This is a genomic window from Methylobacterium sp. J-078, assembly GCF_022829285.1.
Lineage (GTDB): Bacteria > Pseudomonadota > Alphaproteobacteria > Rhizobiales > Beijerinckiaceae > Methylobacterium.
Genome location: NZ_JAKSYI010000060.1, coordinates 176,315 through 194,599, shown reverse-complemented (window position 1 = coordinate 194,599; position 18,285 = coordinate 176,315). Strand labels below are relative to the sequence as shown.

Below are 18,285 nucleotides of genomic sequence, written 5' to 3'. Positions count from 1 at the left end.
GCCTGTGACAACCGTGGTTGATCGATCGGAGATGGCGCGCGACGTACTCGAACGGTCGCGCCGGAATCTCGTCCATTTGTTGAGCGTCCTGATCAATTTATATCAGTTAGACTCAGCGTGATCGTGAATAGAGCCGTCGCTAGGCATTTTGAATAATGTCCCGCGAAGGGGCTGTCGGTCACATTTATTTGTTGGGCCGATGTTTTTTCGAAGCGTCGCCACATAATTGTTTTCTCGCATTCAATGAGTGTTTGCGGGAGGTTCGGATCAGATGTCGATTGCGTCGGCGGTGCCCGCGCTGCGTGCAGCAGGTTTGGTCGGCGTCTGGGAGACGAACGTCGCGGCCGGCCAATCCATCCTTGACGAGGGCGCCGCTTCTCTTCTGGCTGGCAATGCCAGCCTTGCAGGCCAACCGATCCCGATGGAGGTCGCGCTCTCCCGCACCCATCCGGAGGATCGGCCCTGGGTCTTCGAGCGCATACGCCAGGTCCGGCGGACGGGCGGTCCGTTCGCGGCCGAGTTCCGGGTCCTGACCGAGGGCGGTCATGTCCGCTGGGTTCTCAACCGGGGCATCCTCAGGGCGGACGGCCAGGGTGCCATGCACGGACTGGGGGCCTACATCGACACGACGGACAGCCACGGTCATCCTTTCCTCACCGCCCCGTCTCCCGATCAGGACGCCGCCGATCGCCTCGCGCTCGCGGCCGATCGCTGCATCGAAGCGCACGCCGCGCTGAAGTCGGGCGGTCATACGGATCTGCGGCTCCGCGCGGAATCTCTGCTGATCGGTATCGGGCGGGCGCTCGCGAAGCGTCGAGACTGACCGCGCGCGGTGAAATCCGCGACGCCGCGCCCGCCGGTTGGATCGTCTCGCGATATCTCTTCGGAGCCGAGCGCGACGACGATTGCGTTCGTGGCTGGGGTGGCGTCGACGCCGGTACGGGCGTCGATCACAGGGTTCGTTCCAGATGGCGACGATCGTGCTCCCGTCGCTCTTTGGCATCATCGGCGCATGGCCGGCCGGAGACCTTGGTCGGCCGTCGTCGTCGGCGGTAGTAAAAGCCTTCGTGCCGGCGCGGTTGCGCGGGACCGATCATGCGCAGCGTGGACCAGGCTTGCTGGGACGGTGCAGGTTCCACTCCGGCGTCGGCCACGCGAGCGATTGGGCCCGAGCTATTTCAACGTCCAACCGGCCCCGGAGCGGATGGGCCATCGAGCCGGAGCGACCCGGCAGGAACCGCTACGGGCGCCAGAGATCGCCGACCACCACAAGGGTGAAGCGGTACACGATGTACACCCGCCTGCGTGCTGCGCGTAGGCCCGTCGCGTCCACATCGTCGATCAGATCCATAGCCCAACTCAGCCCGCCTGGAATCGCTCGCGAGAACAACAACTTAAGGAAGCCTCAACAAGGTAAAGCAAGATGGTGGATCGCTTGATGCAAAGCTTCGGCCAATCTTCGCTGATCCGGTCGCGTGAGCCCAAGTGCGCCGCCCGATGGACATGATGCGCCTGGCCGCCGAGCCCGTTTTCCCTGCGGGAACTGTTGGAGGGTGAAGGCAAGGACCCGATCCCGAATGGTCCGCAGCCCAACACTGCCGAGCGCGGCTCCTCGGGCTGGCGCAATGCGAAAGTCCATTTCCTGATCTGGGTCCATAGCGTCGCGGCGCGGTCGGCCGTGCTGATGCACCGATGCAGAATGCCTGGAATTTGGATCGCCACCCGGGCGTGGTATCCGGTACCGCCACATTTCCGCATCCGCTCGACGGACGTCCCCGCACCGTGAGAACGACAGCATGCCGCCTTGAGCGACAATGCTGCTTGGAGTCACGTGATGGAACGGTCAAGAAGCGAGAAGGCACAGTTGTGAAAGAGGTGGCGTAGACCCCGATCGAGTAGTTGAAATGATAGACAAGCCCAATGCTATCAGTCCGTGGCGCTTATCGATTGCGCCCATGATGGACTGGACCGACCGTTACTGTCGTGCCTTCCACCGAACCCTGTCGCGGCGCGCCCGCCTCTACACCGAGATGGTCACCACCGGGGCGGTCATCCACGGACCCCGCGACCGTCTGCTCGGCTTCGCTGACATCGAGCATCCGGTGGCGGTGCAGCTCGGCGGTTCGAACCCGGCCGACCTCGCCGAGGCCGCGCGGATCGCCGAGGGCTACGGCTACGACGAGGTCAATCTCAATGTCGGTTGCCCCTCCGACCGGGTGCAGGACGGGCGCTTCGGTGCCTGCCTGATGCGCGAGCCCGCCGTGGTGGCCGCCTGCGTCGCCGCCATGAAGGCGGCGGTGTCGGTGCCGGTGACGGTGAAGTGCCGGATCGGCGTCGACGACCAGGACACCGAGCAGGCCCTCGACGCTCTGACGGACGCGGTGATCGCGGCGGGCGTCGACGGCCTCGTGGTGCATGCCCGCAAGGCCTGGCTCCAGGGTCTCTCGCCCAAGGAGAACCGCGACGTGCCGCCCCTGGACTACCCGCGGGTGGCGCGGCTGAAGCGGTCCCATCCCGGCCTGCCCATCGCCATCAACGGCGGCATCGCCACCATCGCGGAGGCGGCGGCCCATCTCGCGGAGGTCGACGGCGTGATGATCGGCCGGGCCGCCTACAGCGATCCGGCCCTCCTCCTCGCGGTCGATCCGGTCCTGTTCGGCGAGCCTGCCCCGGTCGCCGACCCGTTCGCGGCCCTGGAGGCGTTCGAGCCGGTGATCGCCGGCTTCCTGCAGGAGGGCGTGCGCCTGCATGCGGTGACGCGGCACATGCTCGGCCTGTTCAACGGCCGCCCGGGCGCCCGCGCCTATCGCCGTCATCTCTCGACGGCCGGGACCCAAGCGGACGCCGACCTCGCGACCCTGCGCGCGGCGATCGCCCAGGTGTCCCGCCACGGCCCCGTCTCGGAGCAGAGCGCCCGAGATGCCGTCGCTGCGCAGGACGCCGCGTAACTTCGGGGCGCGGCGACAATCGTCTCGGTTCTACTTCGCTGGCAAATCACTTGACGGGCAAAGCGAAGTTGTTGCCGATTCAGCACGGCGCGATCCCGCGTATAATATGACAGGATTATGAACAAGCGCGAAACGTAAGCCTCGCTATTCAGTCCCTCCGTCCGGTGGACGGAAGCAGGGGGCGAATCATGCGGTTCCAATACGGGGTTTCGACGGCAGCCATCATACTCTCGGCGACGGGCTTAGCCTCGGCGCAGGCGCAGACGGCCAACATCACGCCGGCCAACGCGAATGTCCTGAACCTGCTCGGACCGTTCCTCGCCCTCAATGCCAGCCCGGTCGGCCAGGCGACGCTTCAACTCAACCTCTCCCAGGCCATCGCCACCAACAACCAGTCGACGCCGCAGCAGCGGGCGCTCGCCATCAGCGACAAGGCTCTGCCGGGCAGCACGCCCTTCCTCGGCACGATCACCCTCATCAACGGCTCGGTGGTCAATCTGGGCCCGGCGGACAACCTGGCCGGCGGCCTGCCGCTCCAGGCGATCCAGAGCAATCCGGGAACGCCGGGCACCATCAACCCGGTCCAGCCGGTGGGCGGTTACGGTACGGTCCTGGGCCCGCTCTACCAGCAGGGAATCCGCGCCAGCACGGCGACGACAGGGCCGCTCGCCCGGACCTTCGACCTCCTCAACCGGGCCTATACCTTCACGAGCTCCGATCTCGGCGTGGCCAAGAACTACTTCGCCAACGGGGCCGCCACCAACCCGAGCGTGACGCCGGCCGGCTACGTCGCAGTCCCGGCCGTGGCGCCGGCCGGCTACACGCTGCCGCGCTTCAACGGGCTCCCCAACACCACGACCAGCGTCCTCGACATCGCCGCCGGCGTCACCAACACGCAAGCGGGTCAGGACGTCTACGGCAGCTCGCGCCCCGTCCAGGCGAGGCCGAACGCGATCAACTCGTTCGACCCGACCTCGATCAACGGGTTGACCACCAACCCCTCGTTCCCGAGCGGGCACACCAACTACGCGATCACCGATTCGATCCTGCTCGGCATGCTGACGCCGTCGCTCTACCAGAGCATGCTCCTGCGCGGGTCGGAATACGCCGACAGCCGCATCGTGCTCGGCGTCCACTATCCCCTCGACATCATCGCCAGCCGCGCCTTCGCGGCCTACGACCTCGCTCAAGCCTTCACCAACCCGGCCTACATCAACAACGCCACCACCACCGGCACCGCGATCAACCTGACGTCGCTCTTCACCCAGGCGCAGGGCGAACTCCAGGGCTACCTCTCGGCCGGCTGCGGGGCCGCCGTCGCCACCTGCGCCACCGGCGCGGCCAACACGGCGAACAACCCCTACGTCCCGTCCGCCGCCAATCAGGCTCTCTACCAGTCGCGCCTCACCTACGGCCTGCCGATCCTGACCTTCGCCCAGGCCCCCCGGGAGGCCGCGCCCGCCGGCGGGCCAGATGCCGCGATCCTGCTCGCGCCCCTCTATGGTGGCAGCAGTGACGCGGCGGCGCAGATCGCGCCGCGGGGCGGCCTCTACGGCTCGCTCCAGACCGGAACGATCAATCAGATCATCGTCAACACCGAGACGAACGCGCTGAGCGCCTTCTACGGCACACCGCTGAGCTATTGGTCGCGCATCGATCTCTACAGTGCGGCCGGCTACTTCCAGAACGTCATCGGCACCCTGTCCCTGGCCGCGAGTGACCGGGTCGCCACCGACGTCACCATCGGCCAGACCGGCGCGCTGTATGCCAACGGCACGATCGCCGGAACGGTGACGGTGGGCGCGGGCGGACTTCTGGGCGGCACCGGCACGGTGGGCGGCCTGGCGGCCCGGTCCGGCGCCGTGGTGGCGCCGGGCAACGGCATCGGCACCCTCGCGGTGGCGGGCAATGCGAGCTTCGCCCCCGGCTCCACCCTCCAGGTCGATGCGGACGCCGCAGGCCAAGCCGACCGCCTCGCGGTGGCCGGCACCGCCACCCTCAACGGCGGCACCGTCCAGGTGCAGGCTGCCGCCGGCACCTACGATCCGCGCACCGCCTACACCGTGCTCACCGCCGGCGGCGGCGTGCAGGGCCGGTTCGACGGGGTCAGTGCCAACTTCGCCTTCCTCACCCCCACCCTGCGCTACCAACCCGGGGCCGTCGACCTGACGCTGACGCTCAACGACATCGCCTTCTCCAGCATCGCCCAGACCCGCAACCAGGCCGGCGTCGCCGACGCCATCCAGGCCGCCGGGCCGGGGGCCGCCCTCTACGGCCGCACCGTCGGGCTGACCACGCCCGAGGCGCGCGCCGCTTTCGGTGCGCTCACCGGCGACATCCACGCGAGCATGGCGGGCGCGCAGTTCGAGACCGCCTTCTTCGTGCGCGAGGCCATCCTCGACCGCCTGCGCTGGGGCGCCACCCCTGGTGCGGCCGAGTTCAGCGATTACGGTGCCCTGCCGGCGGCCTACACGGCCGATCTGCCGGGCCGCGCCGCTCCGGTCGCGCCGGTGCCGGTGCGCGTCCTCGACCCGCGAGTGTTCGGGCTCTGGGGCCAGGGCTTCGGCAGCTTCGGCGAGGCCCGGACCGACGGCAACGCCGCCGGCCTGGCGCGCCAGACCTCCGGCTTCGTGCTCGGCGCGGATGCCCGCCTGGAGACGGGCTTCCGCTTCGGCGTGGCCGGCGGCTACACCGCGACCAGCCTCGACAGCACCGGGCGACTCTCCTCCGGCACCATCGAGAGCGGCTTCGGCGGCGTCTACGGCGGCTTCGAACGCGGACCCGTCGCCCTGCGCCTCGGCGCGGTCTACGCCGACCAGTCGAGCCGCCTGCGCCGGGCCGTGAGCTTTGCCGGGTTCACCGACAGCGACACGGCTCGCTATGGCGGTTCGACCGTGCAGGGCTTCGGCGAGCTCGGCTACAGGTTCTTCCTGGGCGCGCCCCAGGTCGGCCTCCTCACCAAGGGCGAGGGGCCGGTCGCGGCGATCCAGCCGGCCTATCTCGAGCCCTTCGTGGGCGGCGCCTACGTCTCGATCGGGCGGGACCGCTTCACCGAGACGGGGGGCCTGGCGGCCCTGACGGGCGCGGCGCAGACCACCGAGGTGGCGACCTCGACGGTGGGCGTTCGTGGCCAGACCAGCCTCGATCTCGGGTTCGGCGCGCCGGTCTCGCTGCACGGGCTGGTGGGCTACCGCCGGGCCTACGGCGACGTGGTGCCCAAGGCCCTCCTGAGCTTCGGCACGGGCCCGGCCTTCCTCACGGCGGGCACCCCGATCAGCCGGGACGCGCTGGTGGCCGAGGCCGGGCTCGACGTAAGGGTGGCGCGCGACGCCACGCTGGGCGTGGCCTATACGGGCCAAGTCGGCGAGCGGGCGCAGGACCATGCCGTCAAGGGCAACTTCACCTATCGGTTCTGAGCGCGCACGAGACGCCGTCCTCCGGGGCGGCGTCTCGCCTCTCAGCGGTCCCGCAGGATGAGCCGGTCGCCGCGGACTTCGAAGGAGGCCAGCCGGTCGAGGAAGGTCATGCCGAGAAGATTCTCGCGCAGGGCCCCGGGGCGGCTGACCAGGGCGGGCACGCGCCGCTCCACGATCGAGCCGACCTGCAGGCTATCCAGGAAGGCGGGGGCCGCCACGGTGACGCCGTTGGCGGTGGAGACGCGCACGCTGAACTCGGATTCCGCCGGGCGGATACCGAGTTCGGCAGCGCTCTCGGCGGTGAGGACCACGGAACTCGCCCCGGTGTCGAACTGGAAGCCCTGCGGCCGGCCGTTCACCTCGGCCCGGACGTGGAAATTGCCGTCGCTGCGTCGGGTGATCGTCACCGTTCCGTCCGCGCCCGTGACGGCGCTGCCGGGCCGAACCGCGCCGAGCATCCGGTCGCCGAGGGTCCGGGCCTCGTCGCGATAGGCGTAGCCCGCCACCAGGGCCGCGCCGAGGACGCCCCAGATCAGGAGCGCGGTGACGTTCGCGCTCATCCGGCTGCGGAACTGGTGCCAGAACCCCGCCACGATCACGGTGAGCAGGCCCGTGGTCATGGCCACCTGCGCGAACTGGTCGGGCTCGAGACCCGCGATGCGCTGGTTGTCCCCCGACAGCAGGAGGAGCGCGAGGGCACCTCCGACAATCAGCAGCCCGATCAGCCACATGGCGCCGCTCCCGCCAGGGTCCGCGCCGGATAGGCTGCCCTCAGGCGGCCCTCCAGCGTGGCCATCACGGCCCGACGCTGGGGCTCCGACATCGAACCCCACAGGGCGATCTCGTCGCGGGTGCGGCCGCAGCCCTCGCACAGGCCGGTGGCCGCATCGAGGATGCAGAGCTTCGTGCAGGGGCTGGATGGTTTGGGGCGGATCTGGCTCATCGCTCCGATCCATGCCAGGGCGGCGGCACCCGGATCAAGCCCGGCCGGTCTCGCGGCAACCGGATCAGGCTGGGATCGCCGCGACGAGCGCGAGCAGGGCGGCGATCTCCGCGCCCTGCTGCGCGGCGCCCACCACGTCCCCGGTCTGGCCCCCGATGGCGCGGCGCGCGAGCGCCGTGACGGCGAGCGCCGCCGATACGCTCAGGACCGGCATCAGACATCCGCCCAGCGGCGGGAGCCCGAGGAGCAGGGCGAGGAGGGTCAGGGCCACGGCGAGGGCGCCGGCGGTGATCAGCGTCGCCCGGCTCGGGCGGCCGACGCTGGCGCCGGCCCCGTCCGCGCGGGCGGGCGGCAGGAGCGCCAGCGGCGCGAGGGCGACACTCCGCGACAGGGCGGCGGCGAGCATCAGGGCGAGGGCCGCCACGGCCCCCGAGCGGTCGAGGAGCGTCGCCAGGGCGCCGATGCGCAGGGCCAGCGACAGCATCAGGGCGACCCCGCCATAGGCCCCGATCCGGCTGTCGCGCATGATCTCCAGGCGCCGGGCCGGCGTCGCGCCGCCGCCGAACCCGTCGGCCACGTCCGCCAGTCCGTCCTCGTGCAGGGCTCCGGTGATCAGCACGCCCACCGTCACCGCCAGGGTCGCGGCGAGGAAGGGCCCGAGGCCGAGGCCCCAAGCGCCGAGCAGCATTCCCGCGCCGGGCAGGCCGAGGATCAGACCCGCCAGCGGCAGCATCCGGGGCAGGGTGCGGAAATCCGGTACGCCGTGCGGGTCGCCCTCGCCGGGCAGCCGCGGCACCGGCAGGCGCGAGTAGAAGCGCAGGCAGCCGGCCAGATCGTAGGCGAGGGCAGCGCCCGGAAAGGCGGGCTCGACCGTCTCATGCATCGCGAACCGGCCCGCCTTCACCACCCGTGCCCGGGCCGTTATAGCTCCCGCGACGGGCGGCCCGCCATCCTGGCGCCGGGGCCGGCCACCGGATTTGCCCCATGACCGACGTTGACCAGACCGCCGCCACGCCGTTCGACGATATCCGTCGCCTCGTCGCGTCCCTGCCGGGGCCGGACCGGGACGCGGTGGCGATGGTGGCCGAGCGCGACGCGACCCTGACGAAGCCGGCCGGGTCCCTCGGCCGCCTCGAGCACCTCGTCTCCTGGCTCGCCGCCTGGCAGGGCAAGGGCCAGCCGACCCTCGACCGCCCGCTGGTCTGCGTCTTCGCCGGCAGCCACGGCGTCACGGCGCGCGGCGTTTCGGCCTTTCCGGATGCGGTGAACCGCCAGATGCTCGACAACTTCGCGGCCGGCGGCGGGGCGATCAACCAAATCTGTGCCGCTTACGGCCTCGGCTTCAAGGTGTTCGACCTCGCCATCGATATGCCAACCGGCGACATCACGGTGGGACCGGCCTTCGACGAGAAGGCCTGCGTGGCCACCATGGCGTTCGGTATGGAGGCGGTGGCCGCCGGAACCGACTGCCTGGCGCTGGGCGAGATGGGCATCGGCAACACCACCGTCGCGGCGGCGATCTACGCGGCCCTCTATGGGGGCGAGGCCGCCCACTGGGTCGGGCGCGGCACCGGGGTCGACGCCGCGGGGCTCGCCCGCAAGGTCGCGGCGGTGGAGGCCGCGCTCGCCCACCATGCCGGGCATCTCGACGATCCCCTGGAGATTCTGGCACGCCTCGGCGGCCGGGAAATCGCCGCCATGGCGGGGGCGATCCTGGCGGCCCGTCTCCAGCGGGTGCCCGTGGTGCTCGACGGCTACGTGGCGACGGCCGCCGCCGCCATCCTGCACCGCCTCGATCCGACGCTTCTCGACCATTGCCTCGCCGGGCACGTCTCGGCGGAGGGCGCGCACGCGGACGTGCTGGAGCGCCTCGGCCTCGTGCCGCTGCTGGCGCTCGGCATGCGCCTCGGCGAGGCTTCGGGCGCCGCCCTGGCGCTCGGTCTCCTCAAGGGCGCGCTCGCCTGCCACCGCGACATGGCGACCTTCGCGCAGGCCGGGGTCTCGGAGCGCAGCGCGGGCTGATCCTCAAGCGGCGCGGGCACGCCTCTCGGCGGGGGCGGTCTGGGCCTCGCCCGGCACCTCGATGGCGGGCAGCGTATCCATCACCCGGCTCGCGGGGAGGATCACCACGACCTCGGTGCCCTCGCGCGGCCGCGACTTCAGCTGGAAGTTGCCGCCGTGCAGGTCCACGAGGCCCTTCACGATGGGCAGGCCGAGGCCCGAGCCCTGCTCGGCCGTCTTGATCGCCAGCGACCCGCGCCCGAAGGACGACATCACGGTGCCGATCTCGTCCTCGGGAATCCCGGGGCCGCTGTCCTTCATGCTGACATACTGGCCGCCCGACGAGGTCCAGCCGACCTTGATGGTGATCTCGCCCCCCGGCGGCGTGAACTTCACGGCGTTCGAGAGCAGGTTCAGGACGATCTGGCGCAGCGCCCGCTCGTCCGCCCAGAGGCGGGGCAGGGTGGCGTCGATGAACTCGTGGATCGTCTGGTTCTTGCCCCGGGCCCTGAGGCCCATCATGTGCCGGCAATCCTCCACGACGTGGCCGAGCTGCATGGCCTCCTCGTTGAGTTCGTAGCGGCCGGCCTCGATCCGCGACAGGTCGAGGATCTCGTTGATGAGGTTCAGGAGGTGCAGGCCGCTGTCGTGGATGTCGGCGGCGTATTCCTTGTACGAGGCCGCCACGTGGGCGCCGAACACCTCGTTCTTCATCACCTCCGAGAATCCCAGGATCGCGTTGAGCGGCGTGCGCAGCTCGTGGCTCATGGTGGCGAGGAAGCGGGATTTGGCGAGGTTGGCTTCCTCCGCGCGCCGGCGCGCCTCGTCGGAATTCGCCTTGGCCTGCTCGAGCTCGCCGAAGATCGCATCCTTCTCGGCCTGGGATTGCAGGGCCTCGACGGTGGCGGCGTAGACGCGGCGGGCGAGCCCCATGAAGAAGATCTGCGCGCCCACCACCATGGTGACCAGCATCATCGTGTTCACGTCCTGCGACACGGCCAGGAGCGAGAGGGCAGCGACGCAGAGGGGAACGAGGGCCGCGACGGCCGCCGCCGGCAGCGTGGCGGCGAGCATGGTGGCCACGGCCGCCACGATGACGAGTCCGAACAGCACGAAGGTGAGCGCCCCGGAGGCGCCGACGAGCACCATCATGCCCCAGGCGGTGCTCTGGAGAAATTCGGCCGCCATGAAGGTCCGGCGCCACCGCCAGACCGAGACCTGCGCGGGATCCTGCGCCAGGAAGCGCCGGGTCAGCAGAGTCGACAGCGTCACCGTGGCGAGCAGGCAGAGGCCCCAGGCCGCCGCGATCACGGGGGGAGTCCACACGGATGCGATGCCCGCGACCGCGAGGCCGAGCAGCCCCAGGGGGATCACAGCCCCCGCGCGGTGCTGGGCGTAGGCGCGGATGAGTTCGTAGTCGAAGGCGCGTTCCAGCCCGCTCGTCGAGGTGAGCTTCTCGCGGGCCGAGCGCATGTCGCGCGCGACCTCGCGGCGGCGGGCCGCTTCCTGCGCGGAGGGTCCGCGGCCACGCTGTATCATCTCCGCAGTCAGGTCGGTCATCACCGTCTTGAGGATTCGGGGAGGCGTCGCGATCCCGATGAGGGGACCACCGACAGGCCGGGATACGACCGCGCCGAGAGTGCGGGGGATGTGTTAAGAACCGCCTGCCCGGATGGGCGGCATTGTCCGGATTTTCTCAAGTTTTCGTCCGCCGCGCGCGATCCCACGCCGGTATTCACGGTGATGCCGTTCTCCGGCCGGGCGGGCGCAGGTGCGCTGGCGCACACGAATCGGGGCGCGCAAGGATTAGCTCTGTTCCAAACTGCGCGCCTGGAGGCCGGGATGCTGAAACTCACCGTCAACGGAGTCGCCCACGAGGTCGACGCCGACCCGGAGATGCCGCTCCTCTGGGCCCTGCGCGACCACCTGAACCAGACCGGTACGAAGTACGGCTGCGGCATCGCCCAGTGCGGCGCCTGTACGGTCCATCTCGACGGCCAGCCGGTCCGCGCCTGTCAGACCCGGATCGGCGACATCGGTGAGGCCAAGATCACCACCATCGAGGGCGTCTCCGGCAAGGTCGCCGATGCGGTGCGCACCGCCTGGCGCGGCCTGGACGTGGTCCAGTGCGGCTACTGCCAGTCCGGCCAGATCATGTCGGCGATCGGGCTCCTGTCCGAGAACCGCAAGCCGACCGATGCGGACATCGACGGCGCCATGGACGGCAATGTCTGCCGCTGCGGCACCTACCAGCGCATTCGCGCGGCGATCCACGAGGCGGCGCGAACCCTCGCCTGAGCCGCGCCCCCTTCGCCAACGAATTCTTCGATCTCCCGAATCCCGCGTCTGAACTGGAGCCACCCATGCTAAAGGTCCGTCAGGCCGCCCCGCCCGTGCCGTCCCGCCGCGCCTTCCTCGGCGGCGCCACCGTGGCCGCCGGGGCCCTCGTCGTCGGCTTCACCCTCGATCCGGCGAAGTTCGCCCAGGCCGCGCCCGGCCCCGACCTCTCGGGCCTGCCGCCGATGCCGAACGCCTTCGTGCGGATCGCGGCCGACGACACCGTGACAGTGGTGATCAAGCACCTCGACATGGGCCAGGGCAACACGACGGGGCTGGCCACGATCCTGGCAGACGAGCTCGACGCGGACTGGGCCACCATCCGCACCACCTTCGCGCCGGCCGACGCCACGCTCTACAACAACTTCGCTTTCGGCCCCGTCCAGGGCACCGGCGGCTCCACCGCCATCGCCAATTCCTGGGTCCAGCTGCGCAAGGCGGGTGCGGCCGCCCGCGCCATGCTGGTGGCGGCCGCCGCCGAGCGCTGGAAGGTCCCCGCTGCCGAGATCACGGTCGCGTCCGGCACGGTGCGCCACGCGGCCTCGAACCGGCAGGCCCGGTTCGGCGAACTCGCCGAGGCCGCCGCTGCGCAAGCTGTGCCGAAGGAGCCGCGCCTCAAGGAGGCGAGCCAGTTCACCCTGATCGGCAAGAAGCTTCCCCGCCTCGATTCCGTGGCCAAGACCGACGGCACGGCGATCTACTCCCTCGACGTCCGCCGTCCCGGGCAGCTGACGGCGGTGGTCGCCCATTCGCCGCGCTTCGGCGGCACCGTGAAGAGCGTCGACGACAAGGCCGCCCGCGCGGTGGCCGGCGTGGTCGACGTGGTGACGATCCCCACCGGTGTCGCGGTGCTGGCGAAGGACACCTGGTCGGCCATGAAGGGCCGCGACGCGCTCAAGGTCACTTGGGACGACAGCGCGGCCGAGACCCGCTCGTCCGACGCGATCCTGGCCGATTTCCGCAAGCGCCTCGACAGCCCCGGCCTCGTCGCCTCGAAGAAGGGCGATGCCGCCGGCGCCATTGCCGGCTCGGCCAAGGTGCTGGAGGCCGAGTTCACCTTCCCCTACCTGGCGCACGCGGCGATGGAGCCCCTCAACGCCACCATCGAGAAGGCCTCGGACGGCACCTACGACGTCTTCGCCGGCTGCCAGCTTCAGACGATCGAGCAGGCGGTGGTGGCCGGCAATCTCGGGGTGACCACCGACAAGGTCCGCCTCCACACGCAATGGGCCGGCGGCTCGTTCGGCCGACGCGCGACGCCGAGCGCCGATTACTTCGCCGAGACCGCCTCCATCGTGCGCGCCACCGGCGGCAAGGCCCCGGTCCACCTCGTCTGGACCCGCGAGGACGACATGGCCGGCGGCTTCTACCGGCCGATGGTGGTCCACCGCCTGCGCGCCGGCCTCGACGCCAAGGGCGGGATCACGGGCTGGGAGCACCGGACCATCGGCAAGTCGATCATGATCGGCACCGCCTTCGAGACCATGATCGTGAAGGACGGCGTCGACGCGACCACGGTGGAGGGCGCCTCCGATACGCCCTACGCGCTGCCCGCCTACCGCTTCGAGGTCCACAACGCCCGCGAGGGCGTGCCCGTCCTGTGGTGGCGCTCGGTGGGCCACACCCACACCGCCCAGGCGATGGAGGTGTTCATCGACGAGCTCGCCCATGCGGCCGGCGCCGATCCCGTCGCCTACCGCCTCGGGCTGCTCGGCGGCGCCCCGCGCCTCTCCGCGACCCTCAAGCTCGCCGCCGAGAAGGCCGGTTGGGACCCGAAGAAGGCCGCCGACAAGAACCGGGGCCTCGGCGTCGCGGCGCACGAATCCTTCGGCTCCTACGTCGCCATGGTGGCGGACGTGACGGCCGAGGACGCCAAGGTGAAGGTGAACCGCATCGTGGCGGCGGTGGATGTCGGCGTCGCGGTCAACCCGGACGTGATCCGCGCCCAGGTCGAGGGTGCGGTCGGCTTCGCCCTGTCCTCTGTCCTGCGCAACAAGATCACGCTTAAGGACGGCGTGGTGCAGGAGCGGAACTTCGACTCCTACGAGCCGACCCGCATGAGCGAGATGCCGGTGGTCGAGGTCCACATCGTGCCCTCCACCGCCGCACCCACCGGCATCGGCGAGCCCGGCGTACCCGTGATCGCCCCGGCGATCTCGAACGCGATCTTCGCCGCCACCGGCCAGCGCCTGCGCTCACTGCCCCTCGACCTCAGCGGCCTGAAGGGCGCCTGAGCGGAAGCGACGACGCGGCCCCTCGTCCATGGGCGCGGGCCGCCTATCTCGGAAGGCATCATGCTCTCCGAGATCGACTCCGCCGAAACTCCGTTCGACGCCACCGTTGCGCGCCTGCGTGCCTGCCGGATCTGCCGGGACGCGCCGCTCTACGGGGCGCCCCTGCCGCAGGAGCCGCGCCCCATCGTCCAGGGGCTGGCCTCGGCCCGGCTCTGCGTGGCGAGCCAGGCGCCGGGCAACAGGGCCGACAAGAGCGGCGTCCCGTTCATGGACCCGTCGGGCACGCGGCTGCGGGACTGGCTCGGCCTCGACGAGGCGGCGTTCTACGATGCGAGTCGCCTCGCCATCGTGCCGATGGGGGCCTGCTTTCCCGGCTATGACGCCAAAGGCGGCGACAAACCCCCGCGCCGGGAATGCGCCGAGCGCTGGCGGGCGGAGCTGTTCGCCGGGCTTCCCAACCTCGAACTCATCCTGGTGATCGGCCAATACGCTCAAGCATGGCATCTCGGGCGCCAGAAGGCCGGGCTCACCGATACGGTGCGGCGCTGGCGCGAGATCCTGGCGAGCCCCGGCACGCCGCGGGTCCTGCCGCTGCCCCATCCCTCCTGGCGCAACAGCGGCTGGCTCAAGGCCAATCCCTGGTATGAGGCCGAATTGCTGCCGGTCCTCAAGACGGAGGTGGCGCGCGCGATGGCGCCCCGTTGACAGGAGCCGCCATGCGCGGGATCGCTCGCCCGCGAAACCGGAGAGAGCCATGACCGTCTTGCAGGACCCGCGCGACCGCCTGATCGTCGCCCTCGACGTGGGAACCGTGGCGGAGGCGGAGGGCCTCGTCGACCGGATCGGCGATGCCGCGACCTTCTACAAGATCGGCTACCGGCTCGCCTATGCGGGCGGGCTCGCCCTGGTGCCGCGCCTCGCCGCGACCGGCCGCAAGGTCTTCCTCGACCTCAAGCTGCACGACATCGGCAACACCGTGGAGGAGGGGGTGCGCGCGCTCACCGACCTCGGCGCCACCTTCCTCACCGTTCACGCCTATCCGCAGACCATGCGGGCGGCGATCCGCGGCCGGGGCGCGAACGGCCCGAAGATCCTCGCCGTGACGGTCCTGACCTCCTACGACGATGCGGACGCCGCCGAGGCGGGCTATGCCCTGCCGGTGGCCGAACTCGTGGCCCGTCGCGCCGGTCAGGCGGCCGAGGCCGGCATCGACGGAATCGTCTGCAGCGCCGCCGAGGCTGCGGCGGTGCGCATCCGAATCGGGACGGACCGCGCCATCGTCACCCCGGGCATCCGGCCCGCCGGTGCCGAGACCGGGGACCAGAAGCGCGTGATGACGCCCGGCGCGGCGCGCCGCATCGGGATCGACCACGTCGTGGTCGGCCGCCCGATCACCCAGGCGGCGGACCCCCGCGCGGTGGCGCAGGGCATCGTCGCGGAGATGCGGTGAGAGTTTGTCGCGTCAGGCCCTGCGGCGCAGGCTTCCAAGCAGGAAGGCGATCATCGCGGCGAGCGGCGGAGCGCCCGCGTCCGGGTAGTGGCTGACCAGGGCGGGATGACAGTAGCGGATGATGGCGGTGTGGATGCAGGCCGCCGCGATCGCGGGATCGGCGACGTCGAACTCGCCGGCTTCCATACCTTCCTCAACGAGCCGGCGTAGGACCGAGCCGATCGCGTCGATATGGGCGTGGCAGACGTCCCAGCTCTCGGTGATGGCCGCCTCGACCATCTCGTGCAGGCGAGGGTTGGCTTCGCAACGCTCGACGCAGGCCTGATGCATGACCGTGATCGTGTCGGCGATGCGCTCGGCCGCGTTTCGGCCCGGCGCGACGGCGGCGAGAGCCACGCGGCGCTCGGTGTCGTCCATCAGGCGCTTGATCACGGCCTCGTGGATCGCCTTCTTCGATTCGAAGAAGCGGTACACGTTGGCGGGGCTCATTCGCAGGGTCTTGGCGATGTCGGCGACGGTCGTCTTCTGGTAGCCGACGACGCGGAATGCCTCCTCGGCCGTCGCCAGGATGCGGCAGCGGGTGGTGGGCGCGGATTCTTCGGGGATGTCGCGGACAACGGCCGCCGTGCGGGTCATGACACTTAAACTAGGCTGTCGCCGCAGCGGCGTCAAAACCGCACCTGGAGCCTGGGGAGCGGTTTGACGGGTGATCGGAGGGATCAGGAGCCGAATTGCGAACCCAATTGCTCCAGGTATTCGGCCAGATCGACGCCGCCGACCCGCTTGCCGTAGTCGAAGCGCATGCCCTGGCGGATGTCGACGCTGCTGCTCTTCGTCGTCAGCGTGAACGGCTTGACGCAGATCCAGGCGCCGTCGCGGCGATGTTCGAAGAAGTTCAAGATCTCATGCTTGGCCATGGCGCGCTCCTGGCTGTCTCGCCATACAACGAGGCAGGACCGGAACGGTTCACCAAGGGTCGCGCTTTCACGATATTCAGTGCAAGCGTGGCCTTGAGCCTGATCTAGTGTTGCGGTGCGGGGCCGTGATGTTGCGCCGCATGGATCTGGATTGAATTCGGTTCCCCGCCTCCGTCGGAAGCGCGCCCGCCGGGGCGTATTCCCGGCGGGCGCCGATGGTGCATCAGGCGGCGCTTTTCAACGCACCCGTGCTGTCGTGAAAGTCGGGACCGTTGACGGTGCGCGTCACGTAGCCGTCGCGGATCAGGTAGTCGCCGAAACGCTCCCCGGCCTGCTTGTTGCGGGCATAGGCTGCGAAGAGCGGGTCGAGGTGGGTCTTGATCTCCGCGGCGGTGACGTCCTCGGCGTAGAGCTTGCCGAGGCGCGAGCCGTCGAAGGCCGCGCCGAGATAGAGGTGGTAGCGCTCGGGGCCGCGGCCGACGAGGCCGATCTCGGCGATGAAGGGCCGGGCGCAGCCGTTGGGGCAGCCGGTCATCCGTATGGTGATCTCGTCGTCCTGCAGGCCGTGGGAGGCGAGGCTCGCCTCCAACTCGTCCATCAGGCTCGGCAGGTAGCGCTCGCTCTCGGCGAGCGCGAGGCCGCAGGTCGGCAGGGCGACGCAGGCCATGGAGTTGCGGCGCAGGGCGCTGGCGCCCTTCATCATACCGTACTGGTCCACCAGCGCCTCGATCTCGGCGCGCTTCTCGGCCGGCACGTTGGCGATGATGACGTTCTGGTTGCCGGTCAGGCGGAAATCGCCCTGGTGAACTTCCGCGATTCGGCGCAGGCCCGTGAGCAATTGCGGGCCGCCGTCCGGATAGTCCTTGATGCGGCCCGACGCCACGTAGAGCGTGAGGTGGTGGCGCCCGTCGTCGCCCTCGGTCCAGCCGTAGCGGTCGCCGTTGCCCGTGAAGGTAAAGGGTTTCGGATCGTCCAGCTTCTTGCCGACGCGCTTCTCGACCTCGGCCCGGAAGGCGGCGAGGCCGTAGCGCTCGATGGTGTACTTCAGGCGGGCGTTCTTGCGGACCTTGCGGTTGCCCCAGTCGCGCTGCACCGTCATCACGGCCTCGGCCGCCTTCAGGGCGTCCTCGGGCTTCACGAAGCACATCACGTCGGCGGTGCGCGGGAAAGTATCGGTCTCGCCATGGGTCATGCCCATGCCCCCGCCGACCGTGACGTTCCAGCCCGTCACCTTGCCCTTCTTGTCGAGGATCGCGATGAAGCCGAGGTCGTGGGCGAAGATGTCGACCTCGTTCGAGGGCGGCACCGCCACCACGGTCTTGAACTTCCGAGGCAGGTAGGTCTTACCGTAGACGGGCTCGACCTCGGCCACCTCCTCGCCGCCAACCACGCGCTCGCCGTCGAGCCAGATCTCGCGCCAGGCGCTGGTCTTGGGCAGGAGCGAATCCGAGATGTCCTTGGCGAGTTGGTAGGCGGCCTTGTGGGCGCCGGTTTGGGCCGGGTTCGTCGCCGCCATCACGTTGCGGTTGACGTCGCCGCAGGCCGCGATGGTGTCCAGCAGCGTCGCGTCGATGGCCGCCATCGTGCGCTTGAGGTTCGACTTGATCACGCCGTGATACTGGAAGGTCTGGCGCGTCGTCGCGCGGAGAGCCCCGCCCGCATAGGTCGTGGCGATCTCGTCGAGCGCCAGCCACTGCTTCGGGGTGACGACGCCGCCGGCGATGCGCAGGCGGATCATGAAGCTGTAGGCCTTCTCGAGCTTCTTCTTGGTGCGCTCGGCCCGGATGTCGCGGTCGTCCTGCAGGTACATCCCGTGGAACTTCACGAGCTGCCCGTCATCTTCCGAGATCGCCCCGGTGGCGTGCTTCAGGAGGCCGTCGGCGAGCGTACCGCGCAGGTAGCCGCTGGCGATCTTGATGTGTTCGTTGGCAGCCAGTCCCGCCGCGCGCGCCGCTTCCGCGTCCGAGATCGGGCGGTCGGTGGGCGGGGTCTCGTAGGTGCGGGTGGTGGTCTTGTCGGCCATGGCGGGCATCCGGTTC

At 70.1% G+C, this 18,285-nt stretch carries 15 protein-coding genes; 8 read left to right on the top strand and 7 right to left on the bottom strand.

All coding sequences use genetic code 11. The features are described from left to right. The first annotated feature begins 271 nt into the window (after positions 1-271). The 3 genes from MKK58_RS09020 to MKK58_RS26825 all read left to right on the top strand — a co-directional run bounded on the left by MKK58_RS09020 (position 272) and on the right by MKK58_RS26825 (position 6,364). Complete coding sequence (locus tag MKK58_RS09020) at positions 272-823, top strand: PAS domain-containing protein (RefSeq protein ID WP_243911750.1); 552 nt, start codon at positions 272-274, stop codon at positions 821-823. A gap of 1,081 nt (positions 824-1,904) precedes the next feature. After that, a complete protein-coding gene (dusA, locus tag MKK58_RS09015; RefSeq protein ID WP_279578283.1) occupies positions 1,905-2,948 on the top strand; it encodes a tRNA dihydrouridine(20/20a) synthase DusA in 1,044 nt (347 codons plus the stop codon). A 188-nt stretch (positions 2,949-3,136) separates the two neighbouring features. Further along, complete coding sequence (locus tag MKK58_RS26825; protein WP_279578282.1) at positions 3,137-6,364, top strand: autotransporter domain-containing protein; 3,228 nt, start codon at positions 3,137-3,139, stop codon at positions 6,362-6,364. Positions 6,365-6,405: 41 nt separating this feature from the next. Here the strand turns inward: MKK58_RS26825 and MKK58_RS09000 are convergent, their stop codons facing one another. From MKK58_RS09000 to cobS, 3 genes are all read right to left on the bottom strand, one after another. Further along, on the bottom strand, positions 6,406-7,095 hold the full coding sequence (locus MKK58_RS09000) for a TIGR02281 family clan AA aspartic protease (RefSeq protein WP_243911748.1): 690 nt from the start codon (positions 7,093-7,095) through the stop codon (positions 6,406-6,408). Beyond that, positions 7,086-7,307 (bottom strand): DUF1289 domain-containing protein, encoded by a 222-nt coding sequence (locus MKK58_RS08995; RefSeq protein WP_243911747.1) that lies wholly within the window; start codon positions 7,305-7,307, stop codon positions 7,086-7,088. The genes MKK58_RS09000 and MKK58_RS08995 overlap by 10 nt, the downstream gene beginning before the upstream one ends. 64 nt (positions 7,308-7,371) lie before the next feature. After that, positions 7,372-8,190, bottom strand: a complete 819-nt coding sequence (gene cobS / locus MKK58_RS08990) for an adenosylcobinamide-GDP ribazoletransferase (RefSeq protein WP_243911746.1) — start codon at positions 8,188-8,190, stop codon at positions 7,372-7,374. A gap of 101 nt (positions 8,191-8,291) precedes the next feature. Here cobS and cobT point away from each other — a divergent pair, with 101 nt between their 5' ends. Then, complete coding sequence (cobT, locus tag MKK58_RS08985; RefSeq protein ID WP_243911745.1) at positions 8,292-9,329, top strand: nicotinate-nucleotide--dimethylbenzimidazole phosphoribosyltransferase; 1,038 nt, start codon at positions 8,292-8,294, stop codon at positions 9,327-9,329. Positions 9,330-9,332: 3 nt separating this feature from the next. Here the strand turns inward: cobT and MKK58_RS08980 are convergent, their stop codons facing one another. After that, positions 9,333-10,868, bottom strand: coding sequence for a sensor histidine kinase (locus tag MKK58_RS08980; RefSeq protein WP_243911744.1), 1,536 nt, complete (start codon positions 10,866-10,868; stop codon positions 9,333-9,335). 282 nt (positions 10,869-11,150) lie between these two features. Between MKK58_RS08980 and MKK58_RS08975 the strand changes: the two genes are divergently transcribed. The 4 genes from MKK58_RS08975 to pyrF all read left to right on the top strand — a co-directional run bounded on the left by MKK58_RS08975 (position 11,151) and on the right by pyrF (position 15,329). Next, a complete protein-coding gene (locus MKK58_RS08975; protein WP_243911743.1) occupies positions 11,151-11,606 on the top strand; it encodes a (2Fe-2S)-binding protein in 456 nt (151 codons plus the stop codon). Positions 11,607-11,671: 65 nt separating this feature from the next. Beyond that, positions 11,672-13,879 carry a xanthine dehydrogenase family protein molybdopterin-binding subunit gene (locus MKK58_RS08970; protein WP_243911742.1) on the top strand — a complete coding sequence of 736 codons (2,208 nt, stop codon included), beginning with the start codon at positions 11,672-11,674 and terminating at the stop codon, positions 13,877-13,879. Positions 13,880-13,939: 60 nt separating this feature from the next. Beyond that, positions 13,940-14,584: a uracil-DNA glycosylase family protein gene (locus MKK58_RS08965; protein WP_243911741.1), complete on the top strand. Its 645-nt coding sequence runs from the start codon at positions 13,940-13,942 to the stop codon at positions 14,582-14,584. A 49-nt stretch (positions 14,585-14,633) separates the two neighbouring features. After that, positions 14,634-15,329, top strand: coding sequence for an orotidine-5'-phosphate decarboxylase (pyrF, locus tag MKK58_RS08960; RefSeq protein ID WP_243911740.1), 696 nt, complete (start codon positions 14,634-14,636; stop codon positions 15,327-15,329). A 12-nt stretch (positions 15,330-15,341) separates the two neighbouring features. On the opposite strand, the gene MKK58_RS08955 is transcribed toward pyrF, so the two are convergent. From MKK58_RS08955 to MKK58_RS08945, 3 genes are all read right to left on the bottom strand, one after another. Next, positions 15,342-15,965, bottom strand: coding sequence for a TetR/AcrR family transcriptional regulator (locus MKK58_RS08955; protein ID WP_243911739.1), 624 nt, complete (start codon positions 15,963-15,965; stop codon positions 15,342-15,344). A gap of 83 nt (positions 15,966-16,048) precedes the next feature. Further along, positions 16,049-16,246: a hypothetical protein gene (locus tag MKK58_RS08950; protein WP_243911738.1), complete on the bottom strand. Its 198-nt coding sequence runs from the start codon at positions 16,244-16,246 to the stop codon at positions 16,049-16,051. Between the two features lie 223 nt (positions 16,247-16,469). Next, the gene (locus tag MKK58_RS08945; RefSeq protein ID WP_409565222.1) at positions 16,470-18,278 is read right to left on the bottom strand and encodes an NADPH-dependent assimilatory sulfite reductase hemoprotein subunit; all 1,809 of its coding nucleotides are present in this window, start codon (positions 18,276-18,278) and stop codon (positions 16,470-16,472) included. Between the last annotated feature and the right edge of the window lie 7 nt (positions 18,279-18,285).